At 64.6% G+C, this 19,022-nt stretch carries 19 protein-coding genes; 6 read left to right on the plus strand and 13 right to left on the minus strand.

Annotated features, from left to right (window positions below; genetic code table 11):
- Positions 1–3 precede the first annotated feature (3 nt).
- From pyrF to cmk, 6 genes are all read right to left on the minus strand, one after another.
- A complete protein-coding gene (pyrF, locus tag JW897_RS16280) occupies positions 4–741 on the minus strand; it encodes an orotidine-5'-phosphate decarboxylase (protein ID WP_205466928.1) in 738 nt (245 codons plus the stop codon).
- A gap of 209 nt (positions 742–950) precedes the next feature.
- Positions 951–2,111 carry a lipopolysaccharide assembly protein LapB gene (gene lapB, locus JW897_RS16285; RefSeq protein ID WP_048413380.1) on the minus strand — a complete coding sequence of 387 codons (1,161 nt, stop codon included), beginning with the start codon at positions 2,109–2,111 and terminating at the stop codon, positions 951–953.
- Positions 2,112–2,230: 119 nt separating this feature from the next.
- Positions 2,231–2,524 carry a LapA family protein gene (locus JW897_RS16290; protein ID WP_019104285.1) on the minus strand — a complete coding sequence of 98 codons (294 nt, stop codon included), beginning with the start codon at positions 2,522–2,524 and terminating at the stop codon, positions 2,231–2,233.
- A 135-nt stretch (positions 2,525–2,659) separates the two neighbouring features.
- The gene (locus tag JW897_RS16295) at positions 2,660–2,974 is read right to left on the minus strand and encodes an integration host factor subunit beta (protein ID WP_019104286.1); all 315 of its coding nucleotides are present in this window, start codon (positions 2,972–2,974) and stop codon (positions 2,660–2,662) included.
- Positions 2,975–2,981: 7 nt separating this feature from the next.
- Entirely contained in the window at positions 2,982–4,673 is a 1,692-nt protein-coding gene (gene rpsA, locus JW897_RS16300) for a 30S ribosomal protein S1 (RefSeq protein WP_085951937.1), read from the minus strand.
- 92 nt (positions 4,674–4,765) lie between these two features.
- Positions 4,766–5,434: a (d)CMP kinase gene (gene cmk / locus JW897_RS16305; RefSeq protein WP_048413326.1), complete on the minus strand. Its 669-nt coding sequence runs from the start codon at positions 5,432–5,434 to the stop codon at positions 4,766–4,768.
- A gap of 229 nt (positions 5,435–5,663) precedes the next feature.
- Between cmk and aroA the strand changes: the two genes are divergently transcribed.
- Positions 5,664–6,956: a 3-phosphoshikimate 1-carboxyvinyltransferase gene (gene aroA / locus JW897_RS16310; protein WP_048413325.1), complete on the plus strand. Its 1,293-nt coding sequence runs from the start codon at positions 5,664–5,666 to the stop codon at positions 6,954–6,956.
- 149 nt (positions 6,957–7,105) lie between these two features.
- Entirely contained in the window at positions 7,106–7,525 is a 420-nt protein-coding gene (locus JW897_RS16315; RefSeq protein WP_205466929.1) for a pyrophosphohydrolase domain-containing protein, read from the plus strand.
- Between the two features lie 175 nt (positions 7,526–7,700).
- On the opposite strand, the gene JW897_RS16320 is transcribed toward JW897_RS16315, so the two are convergent.
- Together JW897_RS16320 and JW897_RS16325 are read right to left on the minus strand one after the other, a co-directional pair.
- Positions 7,701–8,333: a class I SAM-dependent methyltransferase gene (locus JW897_RS16320; RefSeq protein WP_082158802.1), complete on the minus strand. Its 633-nt coding sequence runs from the start codon at positions 8,331–8,333 to the stop codon at positions 7,701–7,703.
- A 148-nt stretch (positions 8,334–8,481) separates the two neighbouring features.
- The gene (locus JW897_RS16325) at positions 8,482–9,111 is read right to left on the minus strand and encodes a LysE family translocator (RefSeq protein WP_048413323.1); all 630 of its coding nucleotides are present in this window, start codon (positions 9,109–9,111) and stop codon (positions 8,482–8,484) included.
- A gap of 207 nt (positions 9,112–9,318) precedes the next feature.
- On the opposite strand from JW897_RS16325, the gene JW897_RS16330 reads away from it, so the two are divergent.
- Entirely contained in the window at positions 9,319–10,740 is a 1,422-nt protein-coding gene (locus JW897_RS16330) for an aminotransferase-like domain-containing protein (RefSeq protein ID WP_048413322.1), read from the plus strand.
- Position 10,741: 1 nt separating this feature from the next.
- On the opposite strand, the gene JW897_RS16335 is transcribed toward JW897_RS16330, so the two are convergent.
- Both JW897_RS16335 and JW897_RS16340 read right to left on the minus strand, forming a co-directional pair.
- A complete protein-coding gene (locus JW897_RS16335) occupies positions 10,742–11,671 on the minus strand; it encodes a L,D-transpeptidase (protein ID WP_338030577.1) in 930 nt (309 codons plus the stop codon).
- 185 nt (positions 11,672–11,856) lie between these two features.
- Positions 11,857–12,360 (minus strand): DUF2938 domain-containing protein, encoded by a 504-nt coding sequence (locus JW897_RS16340; protein WP_205466931.1) that lies wholly within the window; start codon positions 12,358–12,360, stop codon positions 11,857–11,859.
- A 114-nt stretch (positions 12,361–12,474) separates the two neighbouring features.
- Between JW897_RS16340 and JW897_RS16345 the strand changes: the two genes are divergently transcribed.
- From JW897_RS16345 to JW897_RS16355, 3 genes are all read left to right on the plus strand, one after another.
- Positions 12,475–13,182, plus strand: a complete 708-nt coding sequence (locus JW897_RS16345) for an ArsR/SmtB family transcription factor (RefSeq protein WP_205466932.1) — start codon at positions 12,475–12,477, stop codon at positions 13,180–13,182.
- Positions 13,183–13,226: 44 nt separating this feature from the next.
- Complete coding sequence (gene rlmD / locus JW897_RS16350) at positions 13,227–14,765, plus strand: 23S rRNA (uracil(1939)-C(5))-methyltransferase RlmD (protein ID WP_048413320.1); 1,539 nt, start codon at positions 13,227–13,229, stop codon at positions 14,763–14,765.
- Between the two features lie 258 nt (positions 14,766–15,023).
- The gene (locus tag JW897_RS16355; protein ID WP_205466933.1) at positions 15,024–16,208 is read left to right on the plus strand and encodes a NupC/NupG family nucleoside CNT transporter; all 1,185 of its coding nucleotides are present in this window, start codon (positions 15,024–15,026) and stop codon (positions 16,206–16,208) included.
- Positions 16,209–16,270: 62 nt separating this feature from the next.
- On the opposite strand, the gene JW897_RS16360 is transcribed toward JW897_RS16355, so the two are convergent.
- From JW897_RS16360 to dkgB, 3 genes are all read right to left on the minus strand, one after another.
- On the minus strand, positions 16,271–16,570 hold the full coding sequence (locus JW897_RS16360) for a putative quinol monooxygenase (RefSeq protein WP_048413318.1): 300 nt from the start codon (positions 16,568–16,570) through the stop codon (positions 16,271–16,273).
- Positions 16,571–16,774: 204 nt separating this feature from the next.
- The gene (locus tag JW897_RS16365) at positions 16,775–17,992 is read right to left on the minus strand and encodes a 6-phosphofructokinase (RefSeq protein ID WP_082158808.1); all 1,218 of its coding nucleotides are present in this window, start codon (positions 17,990–17,992) and stop codon (positions 16,775–16,777) included.
- A 182-nt stretch (positions 17,993–18,174) separates the two neighbouring features.
- Positions 18,175–18,975: a 2,5-didehydrogluconate reductase DkgB gene (dkgB, locus tag JW897_RS16370; RefSeq protein ID WP_205466934.1), complete on the minus strand. Its 801-nt coding sequence runs from the start codon at positions 18,973–18,975 to the stop codon at positions 18,175–18,177.
- Positions 18,976–19,022 lie beyond the last annotated feature (47 nt).

Genomic DNA, 19,022 nt, shown 5'->3' on the forward strand with positions numbered 1-19,022 from the left:
GTTTTATTGAGCCTGATAGTGCTGAATGTCTTGATTGATCGCGCGCAACGCCGCCAGCGGGTCGGCGGCGCGGGTGATCGGCCGGCCTATCACCAGGTAGTCGGAGCCGGCCGCCAGCGCGGTGGTCGGAGTCATCACCCGGCGCTGATCGTCGGCGACGCTGTCCGCCAGGCGGATGCCAGGCGTCACCAGTTTGAAATCGCGGCCCAGCGCGGCTTTCAGCTCGCCGGCCTCCTGCGCCGAACACACCACGCCGTCCAGGCCGCAGTCGCGGGTCAGCGCAGCCAGGCGCAGCACGTGCTCCTGCGGCGACGCGGCGATGCCGATTTCGGCCAGATCGGCGGCTTCCATGCTGGTCAGCACCGTCACCGCGATCAGCAGCGGGCGCTGGCTGTACGGCGCCAGCGCCTCGCGCGCGGCCTCCATCATCCGGCGGCCGCCGGAAGCGTGCACATTGACCATCCAGACGCCGGCTTCCGCCGCCGCCTTGCAGGCATGGGCCACGGTATTGGGAATATCGTGGAACTTCAGATCCAGGAACACCTGGAAACCCCTGGCCACCAGGCTCTCCACCAGGCTGCGGCCAGAGGAAGTGAACAACTCCTTGCCCACCTTGAGCCGGCACTCGCTCGGGTCCAGGCGGCTGGCGAAGCGCAAGGCACTATCCGCGTCGGCGAAGTCCAGGGCCACGACGACGGGCGAAGTCGGCTGCGACGCGCCGGCTGCGATCAAAGGGTTCATGCTTGCTCCATTCTTGCCGCCGGATGCGGCCGGCGGTCTGTATTCAAATCAACTCAGCCGCTCTCCGGCGGCTGCTGATCCGCTAAGCAAACCCCTGATCCCGCGTTGCGCCTCCTGGTAGTACAACGGGTACCGCCAGCGTCGGCGCGCCTTGGCTCAGGATCTCTGCGGGGTTTTGTTCGCGGCTCTTAATCTTAAGCCATGTCTTGTTACTGCGATTCCGAGCGGTTGGCGGTAAACCCCTCCCACTCGCCGCAGGCCGGGCAATGCCAGAAGAAGGCGCGCGAGCGGAAGTTGCAGCACTTGCAGCGATGCACGCTCAGACGCTGCGCGTGCTTGAGCACCAGCGCGCGCGCCACTTCCGCGTCCATTCGGCCTTCCGGGCTCAGTTCGTCCATCTGCGCCTCGATCAGCCGGTAGACGCCGGACAGGCTGGGACGCGCGTGCACGCCCTCGCGCGCCACTTCCAGCGCCTTTTCCTCGCCCTCGTAAGTGGCGATCTTCTGGTACAGCAGATCGGTCAGCTCCAGCTGCGGGAAGGTCTTCTGATAGCCGCGCAGCAAGGCGATGCCTTCCAGCGGCTTGTCCAGCCGCTCGTAAGCGTCGAACAGCCGCTCGGCGGCCATCGACAGGTATTCGTAGTTCTGCTTTTCGATGTTCTGCCAGGCCGCGATCGCCGCTTCCACATGGCCGCCGGCGAACTCGATGTCGCCGAGGATCAGGCTGGCGCGCACGCATTTGCGGTTGGCGGAAAACGCCTCGTCCACGTAGTGGCGCGCCTGCTCGCTATTGGATTTGTACAACTCGCCCTGGGCCAGCTCGCAATAGAACTGCGCCACTTCGTGCTGGAAGGAATGCGCGTCGCTGCGCAACTCCTTGGCGGTGGCGATGGCCTTGTGCCAGTCGCGGTCCTGCTGGTAGATGTCCAGCAGCTGACGGCGCGCCGCCAGGCCCATATTGCCGTCCTGCAGCTTGATCAGTATCTCTTCCGCCCGGTCCACCAGGCCGGCTTTGCGGAAATCCTGGGCCAGTTCGAAGCGCACCGCGTCGCGGTGCTCGGCCGGCAGGTCCGGCGCGTCCAGCATGCGCTGATGCAGGCGGATGGCGCGATCGTTCTCGCCGCGCTTGCGGTACAGCTTGCCCAGGGTGTGCTGCAGCTCCAGCGCCGAGCCTTGCTGGCGCGCCACTTCGGCCAAGGCCGAGGCGGCGATGTCGGTCTTGTCCTCCACCAGCGCGTCCAGACCGCGGAAAAAGCCGGTCGGCACCGCTTTCGCCTGCTTCAGCACCGTGCGCATGTCCACGCGCGCGGCAAACCAGCCCAGGCCGAAAAAGGCCGGAAACAACAGCAACCACCACAAATCCAGTTCCAACAGCAATCCTTTCCGGACAAACAACAACAGCCGCTCCGGGCGGCATCATCAAGAACGGCGGTTTGAATCGCGGCGGCGCCTAAGCGCGGCGCCGGCTCGTTTCGCCGCTCGCGCCAGGCTTAATCGGCGATCGCGTCGCTGGGATCGCTGATCACCTTGCTGGCGGGAGGACGGTTGCGCAATTCTTTTTTCAATTGGGAAAGCTCTTTCCGGCTGCGCAGATAATAGCCGAGCGTGGCGAGCAAACCAACCAGCGCGCCAACCACGAAAAACAGCAGCAGAAACACGATCAGCGGCGCGGACCAGGACTGGCCGAAGAACAATTTGAATTCAACCGCATGGCTGTTTTGCACGGTGACCGCGATCAGGAATACCAACAGGGCCAATTCAACGATACGAAGCAGGTAACGCATGATCTCGCTCGATTTGTTTGCCGGAGTGCAAGTTTAAACGATAGCCCGGCGCAACCCAAGCTGGAATTTCAGCCGCGCAAAGAAAAAGCGCCGCAAAAAGCGGCGCTTCGGATTCGCTAGACAGGGCATGAAGGCCTAGGCTTCGCTCTGCTCCAACAGGGACAGATCGACGCGTTCGCGCAATTCTTTGCCCGCCTTGAAATGCGGCACATATTTCTCAGGAACCGAGACGCTGGTGCCCGACTTGGGGTTGCGGCCAATCCGCGGCGGACGGTAGTTCAAATCGAAACTGCCGAAACCGCGGATTTCAATCCGGTTTCCCTGCGCCAGGTTATTGGCCATCGCATCCAGAATGGTTTTGACGGCCAACTCAGCGTCTTTGTAGACCAACTGAGAATTGCGCTCGGCGAGTCGTTCCGACAGCCTAGCGATCAGCTCAGATTTGGTCATGTCTCAATTACTCGTTAGAGCCGGACAGTTTTGCCTTCAGCAGGGCACCCAGATTGGTGGTGCCAGCGGAAGCGCTGTCAACGGACAGGCTCTTCAGAGCAACGTTGTCTTCCTGAGCGTCTTTAGCCTTGATGGACAGGCTGATGTTGCGGGACTTGCGGTCCACGGCGATGATCACGGCTTCCACTTCTTCGCCGTCCTTCAGAACGGAGCGAGCGTCTTCCACGCGGTCGCGGGACAGTTCGGAAGCGCGCAGGTAGCCTTCAACATCGGTGTCCAGAGTCACGACGGCGCCTTTGGCGTCAACGGACTTCACGGTGCCCTTAACCAGAGCGCCCTTGTCGTTCATCGCAACGAAGTTGTTGAACGGATCGCCTTCCATCTGCTTGATGCCCAGGGAAATGCGCTCTTTCTCAACGTCGATGGACAGAACAACGGCTTCAACCTCGTCGCCCTTCTTGAACTTGCGAACGGCTTCTTCGCCGGCTTCGTTCCAGGACAGGTCGGACAGGTGAACCAGGCCGTCGATGCCGCCCGGCAGGCCAACGAACACGCCGAAGTCGGTGATGGACTTGATCGCGCCCTTCAGCTTGTCGCCTTTGTGGAAGTTGTCGGCAAACTCGTTCCACGGGTTGGCCAGGCACTGCTTCATGCCCAGGGAGATGCGACGACGGTCTTCGTCGATTTCCAGGATCATGACTTCCACTTCGTCGCCAACCTGAACTACCTTGGACGGGTGTACGTTCTTGTTGGTCCAGTCCATTTCGGACACGTGCACCAGGCCTTCGATGCCTTGTTCGATTTCCACGAACGCGCCGTAGTCGGTCAGGTTGGTCACCTTGCCGAACAGACGGGTGCCGGACGGGTAGCGGCGGGACAGGCCCACCCACGGATCTTCGCCCAGTTGCTTCAGACCCAGGGATACGCGGTTCTTCTCTTGGTCGAACTTCAGTACCTTGGCTTCCACTTCGTCGCCCACGGCCAGAACTTCGGACGGGTGCTTCACGCGGCGCCATGCCAGGTCGGTGATGTGCAGCAGGCCATCGATGCCGCCCAGGTCAACGAACGCACCGTAGTCGGTGATGTTCTTGACGATACCCTTGATGATGGCGCCCTCTTTCAGGGTTTCCAGCAGAGCTTTGCGCTCTTCGCCCAGGGTTTCTTCCAGCACGGAACGACGGGACACAACCACGTTGTTGCGCTTGCGGTCCAGCTTGATGACCTTGAATTCGATCTGTTTGTTTTCGTACGGGGTGGTGTCTTTCACCGGACGCACGTCAACCAGGGAACCCGGCAGGAAGGCGCGGATGCCGTTGACCATAACGGTCAGGCCGCCTTTCACTTTGCCGCTGATCAGACCGGACAGGATCTTGCCGGTTTCCAGAGCCTCTTCCAGCTCCACCCAAGCGGCCAGGCGCTTGGCTTTTTCGCGGGACAGCTTGGTTTCGCCAAAGCCGTTTTCCAGCGCGTCGATGGCGACGGTAACGAAGTCGCCGATGGCCACTTCGACCACGCCTTGGTCGTTCTTGAATTCTTCAGCCGGGATCAGGGACTCGGACTTGAGGCCTGCGTTCACGGTTACAAAGTTGGAATCAACTGCTACGACTTCGGCAGTGATCACCTCGCCCACGCGCATGTCGTGAAGGGTCAGGCTTTCCTCAAACAGCTGAGCGAAGTTTTCCATGGAGAGGGTAGTCATCAAGCGTACTCTCGGTGCGCGCCTTGCGGCGTGCGGGGTTAGGGTTGCACAACGGGTTTATTGCCTTGCAGCATTTTCACCCGACAAAAAAATCATAGGCCGGAGACCTGTCTTTCCTCGAACCAACGCAGAACCTGTGCGACCGCCTGGTCGATGGTCAGCTCCGTGGTGTCGAGCAAAAAGGCGTCCGGCTCCTGGCGCAGCGGCGCTACCGGCCGGGCGGCATCGCGCGCGTCCCGATCGATAATGTCCTGCAGAATCTGTGGGAGATTAGCAGAATCCCCCTTGCCGATCAACTGCTTATAGCGACGTTCGGCGCGCTCCTCGGCGCTGGCGGTCAAAAACACCTTCAAGGCGGCGGCGGGAAACACCACGGATCCCATGTCGCGGCCGTCCGTCACTAGGCCCGGCAACTGGCAGAAATCGCGTTGGCGCTGCAACAGCGCGGCGCGCACCGCCGGCAGCGCGCCCACCTTGGACGCGCCGATGCCGATGTCTTCGCTGCGGATCGCCGCGCTGGCGTCGTTGCTCTCCAGCCACACCGCGCCGTCGGCGAACTCCGCCGGCAGGCCGGCGGCGGCGGCGGCCAGCCCCGGCTCGTCGTCCCAGCCGATATTGTGACGCTGCGCGAACAGCGCCAGCAGGCGGTAAAGCGAGCCCGAATCCAGATAATGAAAACCCAGCCGCGCGGCGACCAGGGCGGCGACGGTGCCCTTGCCCGAGGCGGACGGGCCGTCGATGGCGATGACAGGTGCGGTCATGTACAGACGATGTCCTTGCAGAAATTCGCGCCGGCCGCCGCAACGGGCAACCGGCCAAACCGTCGATTTTATCTCAAGCCGCCGGCCGGCACAGCAAGATTCTACGGCGCGCGCGCCGCGGCCGCGCCGCAACGCGGGGTTTGCGCAAAGACCTTGCTGGCGGTTACATTGTCCGACGGGCGCCGCGGCGCCCTCCGCCAATCCCAAGAACACAAGATCCCGAACCGCCATGGAACAACTGCATCTCGCCCCCGTCCGCCGCCTGTCCGGCGCCATCAAGCTGCCCGGCTCCAAGAGCATCTCCAACCGCACCCTGCTGCTGGCCGCGCTGGGCAGCGGCAGCACCCTGGTGCGCGAGCTGCTGGATTCGGACGACATCCGCCACATGCTGGCGGCGTTGAAACTGCTGGGGGTGGAGATCGAACAGATAGGCGACAGCCGCGACTTCCGCGTGCAGGGCGTGGGCGGCGAATTTCCAGTCAAGAGCGCGGACCTGTTCCTCGGCAACGCCGGCACCGCCTTCCGCCCGCTGACCGCGGCGCTGGCGCTGATGCAGGGCGATTACCAGCTCAGTGGCGTGCCGCGCATGCACGAACGGCCGATCGGCGATCTGGTGGACGCGCTGCGCGAGGCCGGTGCCCGGATCCAATACCAGGGCCAGCCCGGCTACCCGCCGCTGGCCATCGCGCCGGCGCGGCTGGAGGCCGGCCGCCCGATCCCGGTCAAGGGCAATGTGTCCAGTCAGTTCCTCACCGCCCTGTTGATGGCGCTGCCGCTGACCGGCGAAACCGCGGTGATCGAAGTCGACGGCGAACTGATCTCCAAACCCTATATCGAAATCACCCTCAACCTGATGGCGCGCTTCGGCGTGCGGGTTGAGCGCGACGGCTGGCGGCGCTTCACCATTCCCGGCGGCCAGAGCTATATTTCCCCGGGCGAAGTTCACGTGGAGGGCGACGCCTCCAGCGCGTCCTACTTCCTCGCCGCCGGCGCGCTGGCGGGCGGCCCGGTGCGGGTGGAAGGCGTGGGCGCGGACAGCATACAGGGCGACGTCAAGTTCGCCGACGCGCTGCGTCTGATGGGCGCCGAGGTCAGCATGGGCCCCAACTGGATCGAAGCCAGCGCCCGCCTGCCGCTCAAGGCGATAGACGCGGACTTCAACCACATCCCGGACGCGGCGATGACGCTGGCGGTGGCGGCGCTGGCCGCCGACGGCACCAGCACGCTGCGCAATATCGAAAGCTGGCGCGTCAAGGAAACCGACCGCCTGAGCGCGATGGCCGCCGAACTGCGCAAGGTGGGCGCCGTGGTGGAGGAAGGCCAGGACTACATCCGCATCACCCCGCCGTCGGCCTTGACGCCCAACGCCGAAATCGACACCTACGACGACCACCGCATGGCGATGTGCTTCTCGCTGGTCTCGCTGCTGGGCGCGCCGGTCACCATCAACGACCCCAAGTGCGTGGCCAAGACCTTCCCGGATTACTTCGACGCGCTGGCGGCGCTGCGCGGCCAGGAATAAGAAGACGTCCTTGAGCCTGTCACCATAGCCAACAGACTCTCGCGTCCTCCCAGCCCCGCTCCGGCGGGGCTTTGTCTTGCCCGCCGCTTGCGTCCAGCCCGCCGATAAAACACAATATATGGATTAAAAAAACAGAAAGCACCTACATCATGGAAAATTTCTTCGCTCTGCGCCGCCAGTTCATGCACCAGTTCGACATTCCCAGCCCGCAGCGGCCGCAATGGCAGCCGCAACAGCTGGCAATGTGGGAAACCATGCTGGGCGAGGAACTGGCGGAATTCCAGCAGGCGCTGGCCGATTACAAGCGCCAGGACGGCGACGAGGCGGAACGCGCGCGGCGCATGGCGGAACTGCTGGCCGAAGGCGTGGACGTGCTCAATGTGCTCAGCGGCCTGCTGATGTCGCAAGGCCTGCCGCTGGAAGACATGTTCCGGGAAATCCACGCCGCCAATATGCGCAAATGCGTGGACGGCAAGATTGTGCGCCGCGAGGACGGCAAGGTGCTGAAGCCGGCCGGCTGGCAGCCGGCCGACAAGGAGGGGGTGATACGCCGGGCGCTGGAGTTCTGAGAACCTGTTCAAAGTCTGCTGCGTGTCGTGGGCCTTACACGGCGAGCACGACTTCGAAATGCTCATGCGCCAAACGCGACTCCGCTCTCTCAACCGCAACGCTTTGTCTCGCCTTAACTTTGAACAGGCTCTGAGAGCCCGATAAAGCCCGCCGCGCGTCGGTGACGACGACGCTCTAGTGATCGCGCCGCGCGAACAGCCGGGCGATGCCGTGGTAATGCGGCTGGCCGTGGCCCACGTCCAGCGCGTATTCCTCCTGATAAGCCAGCAGGCTCAGCGCCGAGAACTGCCGGCGCAGCTCGCCGGACTGATAGTAGTGCTTGACGTAGGAAGCCGTTTCGCTGGCCACCCGCCCCTGGGCGTCGCAGCCCGGATCGTCGACCATGAACACCGACACGAACAGATAACCGCCCGGCTCCAGCGCGGCGGCCATCTGGCGCGCCAGCGCCTCGCCCTCGTTCGCGCCCAAATGGTCCAGCGAAGTATTGGCGACGATCAGCCGGTAACGCTCCGGCTCCAGCTCCAGGCCGGCCAGATCCGCCACCTTGCCGCCCACGTTCAGCCGGCGCTGGTCCGCCGCCTCGCCCAGGCTGGCGATCGCCTCCGCCGAGCCGTCCACCGCCGTCATCGCGAAGCCCTGCTGCGCCAGGAACAAGGCGTTGCGACCCTGGCCGCAACCCAGATCCAGGCCGGCGCCGCCGCCCGCGACATGATATTTTTCCAAGTACTGAACCAAGGACGGGGACGGTTTGTCCCCGTAGAAAGACGTGCTCGAACGATACACGCCGTCGAATCCCGCTGCTGTCATGATGATGTCCCCGCTTCGGCTGCCCGCCTGATCGGCCCATCGCGGCCCGAATCTGTCGTCCGGGATACCTGTACGATAGGCCACCTACCCTTTTGGACAGCATAGACGATGTCCCCAGCAAGAACATCCCTATCGATTTAGCTATTCATCAAATCATTTGCGGCAGCGCGTGCAGGGACTGCGCCGGCAGCATTTCCAGCAGCAACCAGATCGCGGTCACCGCCAGCATCGCGGCCATGCCGCAATTGAAAACGCGCAGCCGGCGCGGCGACGCCAGGAAGCGGCGCGCGGCCACGCCGGACCCCGCCCACAGGGCAATGCAGGGCAGGCCGATGACGAAGGTCAAGGCGGCGAACAGCAGGCCCGCGTGCCAGGCGTTCATCTTGGCCGGCAGAAACACCATGGCGATATTGAAGCCCATCAGCCACACTTTGGGGTTCAGCCAATTGAACAGCACTCCGCCCCAGAAGCCCATCGGCGCGCCGCCGGATTCGCCCGCGGCCGGCGCCGAGCGCGCCATGCCCCAGGACAGCCACAGCAGATAGAGACAACCGGCCATCGCCAGGTAAAGCTGCACCGAGGCGATGACGGCGATCAGGCTGCCCAGAAACACCGTCAGCAAGCCCACCTGCACCGACAAGCCCAGCGACATGCCCAGCAAGGCCGGCACCGTGCGGGAAAAACCGTGATTGACCCCGGACGAGGCCAGCACCAGGTTGTTCGGCCCCGGCGTGATCGACATCACCAACAAATAAGTTACCAATGCAACAAAATTCATTACCGTTCCAGCCCATTGAAGGCGCCAGGATGGTCCGGGCGCGGTTTGTTTTCAATGCGAGAATGATAACGCCGCGGCAAGGACGAATACAGATTCAGAAAAATTGAATTGGAACCATAACAGTTATAAAATAACAAAACTGTTATGGTCGCTTTTTCCGGAAATTGTACCGATGGCGACCCTCATATCTGTCAGCGAGGCCCAAGCATGAGCGACGAACCCCTGTACCAGCAGTTGGTCAACGAATGGATCACCCTGATCCAGACCGGGGTGGTGCAGCCCGGCGAACGGCTGCCCTCGGTGCGCAAGGCCTGCGAGATGCACAAGGTCAGCCCGTCCACCATCCTGCTGACCTACCGCACGCTGGAGGACCGCGGCCTGATCGAGGCGCGGCCGCAGTCCGGCTTCTACGTCAAATCCGCCGCCACCCTGCCGCTGCCGCGCATGCGCCGGCAAAGCGCCGCCCACCACGCCGGCGAAGTGGTGGACCAGATCGAGGCGGTGATGACGGCGCAAACCCGGGAGGACTTCATCGATCTGTCGCTGGCCAGCCCGCGCGGCAGCGACTTCTACCCCACCACCCGCTTCAAGCACATCATGGGGCGGCTGCTGCGCCAGCACCCGGAGCTGACCACCGACTACCCGTTCCCGCCCGGCTCGGAGCGGCTGCGCCGCCAGATCGCCCAGCGCGCGGTCAGCTGGGGCTGCGTGCTGGCCGCCGAAGACCTGGTGATCACCAACGGCTGCACCGAGGCGCTGCAACTGGCGCTGCGCGCCTGCTGCAAGCCGGGAGACACCGTGGGTCTGGAATCGCCCACTTATTTCGCGCTGCTGCCCACGCTGAAGAACCTGGGCCTGAGCGTGATCGAGATTCCCACCCACCCGGCCAACGGCCTGTCGCTGGACGCGCTGGAGCTGCTACTGTCGGAAAAGCGGCTGAACGCCATCGTGGCCATGCCCACGGTGCACAACCCGCTGGGCTGCACCATGCCGGCCGAAGCCAAGCAAAGACTGGCGGCGCTGGTCAACGAGCATCAGGTGCCGCTGATCGAGGACGTGCCGCACGCCGACCTGCATTACGACGGCGCCACTCCGGACGCGGTCAAGGCCTACGATCGGGACGGCTGGGTGCTGCTGTGCTCCAGCTACAGCAAGACGCTGGCGCCGGGCTTTCGCATCGGCTGGATCGCGCCCGGGCGCTTTTTGCGCGAAGTGACGCGGCTGAAGTTCGCCAGTTCGCTGGCCCAGCCGCGGCTATTGGAGGAAACGCTGGCGGAATACCTGGAAACCGGCGGCTACGACCACCACCTGCGGCTGATACGCCGCCATTTCATGAGCCAGATGGAGCGGCTGCGCGGCACCGTCGCCAGTTGTTTTCCGGCGCAGACGCGAGCCACCTCGCCGTCCGGCGGCTGCCTGCTGTGGGTGGAGCTGCCCAGCGGGGTGGACACCATGACCTTGTTCCAGACGGCGCTGGCCGAGCGCATCACCGTGGCGCCCGGCACGCTGTACTCGGCCAAGGGCCGCTACCGCAATTGCGTGCGGCTGTCCTGCTGCTATCCGTGGAACCCGGCGTACGAACGCGCCTTGCGGCGCGTTGGGGAATTGGCGGGGGAAATGGCCGACTGAATCAGGCCGGACGGCCGTTACGCGGCGGCTGGCCGCGCACGGCGGCGCGCGAAGAGGCCGGCGCCGAAGACGGCGCGACCGCCGGCGCGTGCTGCGGCGCGGACGCGGGCGGCGTCGCCTGGGCCGGCAGAGGGCCGCCCGGCTCGCGGCCGGCCGGTTCGCGCGCGAACTGGGTGTCGTCCGCCTTGCCCGGCGACAGCCAGCGCACCGCGGACAGATCGCCGTCCACCTTGGCCTTGGCCACGTCCTTGCAGGTCAGGCACACCGGCACGCCCTTGCGCGCCTTCAAGGCCTGGTCCACCCGCGCGCCGAACACCACCGCGGACTTCTGCTTCTGCCAGGCCAGCAGCGTTTCCGCCAGCATCGGGAAAGAGGGATCGTCCTGCTTGTAGTGGTTGCGGTAAGCGGTCAGCCACAGTTCGCCGGCGGCGTCCTGGTTCAGCAACACGGTCTGATAAGCCACCGTGACCGCGTCGCCTCGGACCACGGTTTTGGACAACGACAGGGCGTCGTCGTTTTTCATCCGCACGCAGCCGTGGCTGCGGAAGCCCGGCACCGAGCCGGGCGCGTTGGTGCCGTGGAAGCCCAGGCCCAGCTTGGCCTCGCCGAAACGGATGAACACCGGGCCCAGCGGGTTCTTGGGCCCAGGCGGCACCACGGTCTGCACTTCCTTGCCGCTGCGGCGCATTTCTTCCTGAATGGAGCGCGGCACATGCCAGGCCGGCGCCTTGTAGATGCCGGTGATGTCGAAGCTGCCGGTCGGGGTCTGGGTCAGCATCTTGCCCACCGCCACCGGGTAGATTTTGGACAGCCTGCCGTCCTGGTACTGGAACAGCCGCGCCTGCGGCAGATTCAGCACCAGATGCAGGCCCGCGGGGTTGACCTGCACATCAGGCTCGGGAATCACCGCCGCGCCGACCAACGGCGTCACGCCAAGCCCAAGCCACCCCAACAGCCCAACACATCGCTTCAACATACCGCACCATATCTAAAATCACTATTGTTCGATTCTAACAGAAAGCGTGGGAAAGCAAGATTCTGACTATTACCAAGCCCTCCGCCCCGCCCGACCGCCGCTAATATTGTCGGTTTTACGCCAGCATAGCCGGCTTTGGCTCAAAGTTCCGGCCAATGCGCCAAGACCCAGGCCGCCGCGTACAGGCCCAGGCCGAAACTGGCGTGCGCCATCAGGCTGCGCCGGCGCGCCAGCCATGGCCGCGGCGTCTTCGCCGCGAAAAAGCCCGCCCCCATCGCCGGCTGCATCAGCAGGAAGGGCGCCGCCGCGCTGAGGAGGCCGAACAACAGCGCCGGCCCCGGCGTCGGCGCTCGCCACCAGGCCGCGCCGCACGCCGCCAGCAACAACAGCGCGAACGCCCCGCCGATCAGATAATGCGCCAGCCAGCCCAGCGCCCGCTCGCCGCGCGCCGGCTCGGCGCGGGCGATGCTGGCGTGAAGGAAGCGGCCGCGCCGCCAATGCGCGATCCAGCGCCCCACCAGCGCGTAATCCAGGGACGGCGTGCCGAAGCCGCGCCGCAACAGCCATGCCCACGCGTCCATCACCGCCGTGGCGCCGACGCCCACCAGCGCGCCGCGCGCCAGCCATTCCGTTACCGCATCCATGCCCTCTCCCCAAGAATCGTTCAATATCCGCCCGACAGGACGCGGGCGCAGACAAAACCAGGCCAATAGATTATCATTAAATAGATTGATTGAATGATATTTTGAAAGCCGCCCATGCCCAGCCCCCTCCCGCCCGCTCCGGAACGCTTCGCCGATCTGGCCGAGCTGGCCCGCACCCTGAGCCACGCCCACCGTCTGTTGCTGCTGGAACACATCGCTCAGGGCGAACGCCCGGTCGAGCGGCTGGCCGAACTGGCTGGCCTGTCCATCGCCAACGCCTCGCAACACCTGCAGCTCCTGAAGCGCGCCGGCCTGGTCCAGACCCGCCGCGACGGCAAGCGCGTGCACTACCGGCTGGGCGACGGCCCCATCCTGGCCGTGCTGGACGCGCTGCGCGGCCAGGCCGAGCACCGCCGCGCCGCCATCCGCGCGCTGCTGGACTACGCCGCGGCCCGCCCCGAGGCGCTGGACGGCGTCACCCTGGACCAGCTGCTGCCGCGGCTGGGCGACGGCGACCTGATCCTGCTGGACGTGCGGCCGGCGGACGAATACGCCGCCGGCCACCTGCCCGGCGCGCTGAACCTGCCGCCGGAGCGACTGGCGCAAGGCCTGGCGCAGTTGCGCGCCGGCGCCGAAATCATCGCCTACTGCCGCGGCCCCTACTGCGTGCTGTCCACCCAGGCGGTGGCGGCCTTGCGCGCGCGCGGCCTGAACGCCAGGCGCTTGGACAGCGGCTTTCCGCAATGGAAGGCCGCCGGGCTGGAGGTGGAAACCGGCGCGCCGGCCGACGCCGACAAAAAACCCCTGCGCGCCGGCGGATAATTTGAGAAAATCGCCGCTTTCCGTTTGATTTTCCAAGCAACACCATGACGCACAAACAGACTATCGCCCAGGTCGAGTCGCTGGACCACGAAGGCCGGGGAGTCGCCCACGTCGATGGCAAGACCATTTTCATCGACGGCGCCCTGCCTTATGAAACCGTGGTCTACAGCGCCTATCGCAAGAAGTCTTCCTACGAAAACGCCAACACCAGCCAGGTGCTGAAGGAAAGCTTTCTGCGCACGCAGCCGCGCTGTCCGCATTACGGCACCTGTGGCGGCTGTTCGATGCAGCATGTGGAGTTCAGCGCCCAGGTGGCGGTCAAGCAAAGGGTGCTGGAAGACAATCTGGCCCGCATCGGCCGGGTCAAGCCGCAACAGGTGCTGACCCCCATCGCCGGCCCGGCCTGGCACTACCGCCACCGCGCGCGGATGTCGGCGCGGCTGGTGGAGAAAAAGGGCGGCGTGCTGGTGGGCTTCCACGAGAAGCGCTCCACCTACATCACCGATATGCGCGAGTGCCACATCCTGCCGCGCCATATCTCGGACCTGATCGTGCCGCTGCGCGAGATGATCTACAAACTGTCGATCAACAACCGCATGCCCCAGGTGGAGCTGGCGGTGGGCGACAAGGTGGACATCCTGGTGTTCCGCAATATGGAAGCCATCAACGACGCCGACCACGCCTTGTTGCGCGCCTTCTCCGACGCCCACGGCAGCAAGGAGCGGCCGCTGCAAATGTGGTTGCAGCCCAAGGGGCCGGACACCTGTTATCCGGTCTACCCGCTGGACGCGCCCAAGCTGACTTACAGCTTGCCGGAATACCGCGTGGAAATGCCCTACTACCCCACCGAGTTCACCCAGGTGAACCCCGAAATCAATGCGGTGATGGTGGCGCGCGCGCTGAAATTCCTGGACCCGCAGCCGGGCGAGCGCATCGCCGACATGTTCTGCGGCATCGGCAACTTCACCCTGCCCATCGCCCGCTCCGGCGCCAGCGTGCACGGCATGGAGGGCAGCCAGCCCCTGGTCAAGCGCGCGGTGGAAAACGCCACCCACAACGGCTTGCAGGACCAGGTCAGCTATGAAATGGCCAATCTGTTCGACGTCACAGAGGAATCCTTCGCCGCGCTCGGCCGCTTCGACAAGATGCTGGTGGACCCGCCGCGCGACGGCGCGGTGCAGCTGTTGAAGGCCATCACCGAAGACACCGCGCCCAAGCGCATCGTCTACGTGTCCTGTAACCCGGCCACGCTGGCGCGCGACGCCAATGTGCTGGTGCACACCAAGGGCTACACGCTGAAGGCGGCCGGCATCATCAATATGTTCCCGCACACCGCCCACGTGGAATCCGTGGCCTGGTTCGAAAAGACCGGCCCGTGCAAGAGCCGCAGCGAAATCGCCGTGATCGAAGCCGCCGAAGAAGCCGAACGCGAAGCGGTCAAGGCGGCGCAGCGCGCCGAAGCGGCGGCGGAAGCCGCCAAGAAGGAGCGGGAACTGGCGGAAAAGGCCGCGGCCAAGCAAGCGCGCCGCGATTATTATTTCGCCGAGCAAGCGCGCCGCGAAGCGGAACAGCAAGCGCAGTAGACCCGCATGCGACAAGCCTCCGGCCATGGCCGGGGGCTTTATTTTTGCCGTCGCCGCGCAGCTTGTTTGATCAAACCGGCTGGTTTGCGATGGCGGATAAGCGCACAGTGGCGGGCGAATGCGTTTTACATGGAATCCTCGATAGCTTCATGTCAAAATTCGCCGTTCGCCTAATCAACAATACCAAGCACACACAGCGGGCACGCCCGCCGAACGTCGCCGCTCCTGCCTGAAGGGCGGCCCATCAAGGCAATAAACATGCACATATTTCAATTCGTCTTCGGACTGCTGGTTGTCTTCCTGCTGACCCAATTGGTGGCGCGCGACCGCAAGAACATCAAGATCCGCTACGTGCTGCAACTGGTGGTGGTGGAACTGGCGCTGGCCTATTTCCTGCTGCACTCCAGCTACGGCCTGACCCTGGTGGGCGGCGTGGCCGGCGTGTTCGACAAGCTGATGAGCTACGCCGGCGAAGGCACTAACTTCGTGTTCGGCGGCCTGCTCAACCAGGGCGAGTTCAGCTTCTTCCTCAAGGTGCTGATGCCCATCGTCTACATCTCGGTGCTGATCGGCATCCTGCAACACATCCGCGTGCTGCCCTGGGTGATACGCGGCATAGGCTGGGTGCTGGCCAAGATCAGCGGCATGGGCAAGATCGAATCCTTCAACGCCGTAGGCTCCATGATCGTCGGCCAGTCCGAGAACTTCATCGCCTACAAGAACATCATCGGCAGCTTCTCGGAAAAGCGCATGTACACGCTGGCAGCCACCGCGATGTCCACGGTGTCGATGTCCATCGTCGGCTCCTATATGCAGATCATCCAGCCGCGCTACGTGGTCACCGCGCTGATCCTCAACCTGTTCAGCACCTTCATCGTGCTGTCGCTGATCAACCCCTACGACGCCAGCCAGGACGACGATGAGCTGATCAGCGCCGAAGCCGCCCACCGCATGTCCTTCTTCGAAATGCTGGGCGACTACATCATGGCCGGCTTCAAGATCGCCGTGATCGTCGGCGCGATGCTGATCGGCTTCATCGCGCTGATCACCACCGTCAACCACATCTTCGATGCCATCTTTGGCGTCAACTTCCAGTACGTGCTGGGCTATGTGTTCTACCCGCTGGCCTGGCTGATGGGCATCCCGGCCGCCGACATCATGCCGGCCAGCAGCATCATGGCCACCAAACTGGTGACCAATGAATTCGTGGCGATGATGGAACTGAAAAAGCTCACCTCCCAGTTGTCGGAATACACCATAGGCGTGATCTCCATCTTCCTGGTGTCCTTCGCCAACTTCAGCTCCATCGGCATCATCGCCGGCGCGGTCAAGGGCCTGGACGAGGAGCGCGGCAATATGGTGTCCCGCTTCGGCCTGAAACTGGTGTACGGCTCCACCCTGGTCAGCATCCTGTCGGCGCTGATCGGCGGCCTGGTGCTGTAAAAGCCTCTACGCCCCTCCCGCCAACGGGCCCGGCCGCTGCCGGGCCTTTTTCATGCCTCCGCTCAAGCCACCTTGTCGAGAAAAATCAGCTTGATCGGTTCCGCCAGCAATTCGTCGAAGCGCTGTTCGAAAGCCTGGAAATAAGGCGCGGCCAAGTGCTCGTCCAGCGCGGAACGGCTGACGAAAGCTTCCCGCATGTAAAAGCTGCCCGGCTCGTCCTTGAGCTCGAACAGGGTGTAATCGAGGTTGCCCGCCTCGCGGCGGGTAGGTTCGACCAAGGCGGTCAGCGCCGCGCGAAGCGCTTCGCGCTGGCCGGGCCTGGCCTTGAGCACGGCGATGCTGATCAGGGGCGATGTCGTCAAGACGTGGTTCTCCGTGGTTGAAATGATGAATCGGCGGCGGCGCGCTTGCCTACGCCTCAGGCGGCCAGTATGGCGACGCCGCTCGCGGCCAAACAGGCCGGGCGCGCGCAGACTCTTTCAATCCGCGTTTGAAAACGCCGCGCCGCGCGCCGCACCATAAAAAAACCCGGCTCCGCCGGGTTTTCTTCTGGATTGCAAACAGCCTCACACCTTGGGCCAGGCGATGGGCCGGTAATCCGGCAAGCCGTCCTTGAACGGCGGAATCCGCTCGCCCTCCATCAAGGGGCGCACATAGTCGAGGAAGGCCGGCGTCACGCTGAAGCCGTCGGCACCGATGAATTCCGGCGGCAGCCGCTTCTCCTGATCGCCCACCACCGCCAGCGGCACTTCCACCACGTCCCAGCAATAGGGATGGTTCTGGACGCGCTTGATGCCGGCCATCACCCCGCTCTTGCCGGCCAGCAGCCACTCCACCGCCCGCTCGCCCATGATGTAGGCCTGACGCACGTCCATGCTGGATCCCAGATGGCCGCCGGCGCGCTGCAGGTAATCCACCTGCGCCACGTGCGCGGAAATGCCGCGTTCGCGCAGCAGCAGCTGGGCGATCCAGTGGCCGGCGCCGCCCAGTTGCTCGTGGCCGTAGACCTCGGACTTCTTGGCTTCGGCGACGAAGCGGCCGTCGGCGTCGGTAATGCCCTCCGCCACCGCGATCGCGCATTGGCCGAAGCGCGCCAGCCTATCGTCCACCGCGGCGAGGAAGCGCTCGGCGTCGAAAGCCACTTCCGGCAGCAGCAGCAAATGCGGCGCTTCGCGCTCATTGCGCGCCGCCGCCGCGCAGGCCGCCGCCAACCAGCCGGTGTGGCGGCCCATGGTCTCCATGATGAAGACCCGGCCCCAGCCCATGCTGGTCATGTCCAGGCCCACCTCGCGCATCGCGCTGGCCAGGAATTTGGCGGAGGAACCGTAGCCGGGGCTGTTGTCGGTGCCCACCAGATCGTTGTCTATGGTCTTGGGAATGCCCACCACCTTGAGCGGATAAGCCATATGGCGTTCGAACTCCGCCAGCCTTTCGGCGCAGCCCAGCGAACCGTTGCCGCCGTTGACCAGCAGATAATGGATGTCGTGCCGGGCCAGCACTTCGCGCAGCCGCCTCCAGTCGTCGCCGGCCTCGGCGAAGCCGCCTATCATGCGCCGGCTGACGCCGAAGCTGCCGCCGGGCATGAAGGCCAGTTGGGCGATGGCCTCGTCCGACACCGCGTCGGTGTCGCACAAGCGGTCCTCCAGCAAGCCGGCCAGACCGTCGAAAGCGCCGTACATCGACAGGCCGCGCTTGCGCGCGGTTTCAATCGCGCCCTGCGCGGAAGCGTTCAACACCGCAGTCGGGCCGCCCGACTGCAAATATACGGCACGGGGTTTGGACATCATCGCCACCTGGAGAAATGGAGAATCAAACGGCGCGGCGCGCGGCCGGGCCGGGAATACCACAAACATACCACTGGCCGGAAAGCCGCCTCAAGCCGGACGGCGCCGCCATTCCCCATTTCCTTGACCGGCGGCAAATCCGCGCGCAAGTTGCCGCCGCGCTACAGCCGGCCTTGGTCCGCCTAATCCCAGCGCGGGCTGAACTCCGGATTGGCCAGCCGCTCGCCGCGCTCCAGACCGGCGATGGCGTCCATGTCCGCCTCGCTCAAACTGAGCGCCTCCGCCTCCAGATTGGCGGCCAGGTTGGCGCGCCGGGTGGACGACGGGATCACCGACAACCCCCGGCGCAGCAGCCAGGCCAGGGCCACCTGCGCCGGGCTGGCCTGATGGCGCGCGGCGATGCGCTGCAACAGCGGTTCCGCCATCACCTTGCCGTAGGCCAGCGGCATATAGGCGGTGACCGGCACCCCCTGCTCGCGGCAGAAGTCCAGCAACTTGCGGTTTTGCAGGAAGGGATGCGCCTCCACCTGCTGGCTGGCGATCTCCCCCGGCCCCAAGGCCGCCAGCGCCTGGCGCAGATGGGCGATGGTGAAATTGGACACGCCTATCCGCCGCGTCAGCCCCTGCTGCCGGGCCTCGGCCAGCGCCTCCATGTATTCCGCCACCGGCAGCGCGTCGCCGGGCGACGGCCAATGGATCAGCGTCATGTCCACCTGTTCCACGCCCAACAGCTCCAGGCTGCGGCGCAGGCTGTCCGCCAGACGCTCCCGGCCCAGGTTCTCGGTCCAGATCTTGGTGGTGACGAAGACCTGCTCGCGCGGCAGCCCGCTCCGGCGCAAGGCCAGGCCCACCTCGGCCTCGTTGCCGTAAATCTGCGCGGTGTCGATGTGGCGATAACCCAACTCCAGCCCGGTCAACACCGAGTCCACCACCTGCTCTCCTTCCAGACGGAAGGTTCCCAAACCAATTTTCGGCATATCCATGAATGAACTTCCTTTCCGTTGCGCGCCCCGCGGCGCTGCGTGTTTCA

It is taken from the genome of Chromobacterium alkanivorans, assembly GCF_016937655.1.
Lineage (GTDB): Bacteria > Pseudomonadota > Gammaproteobacteria > Burkholderiales > Chromobacteriaceae > Chromobacterium > Chromobacterium alkanivorans.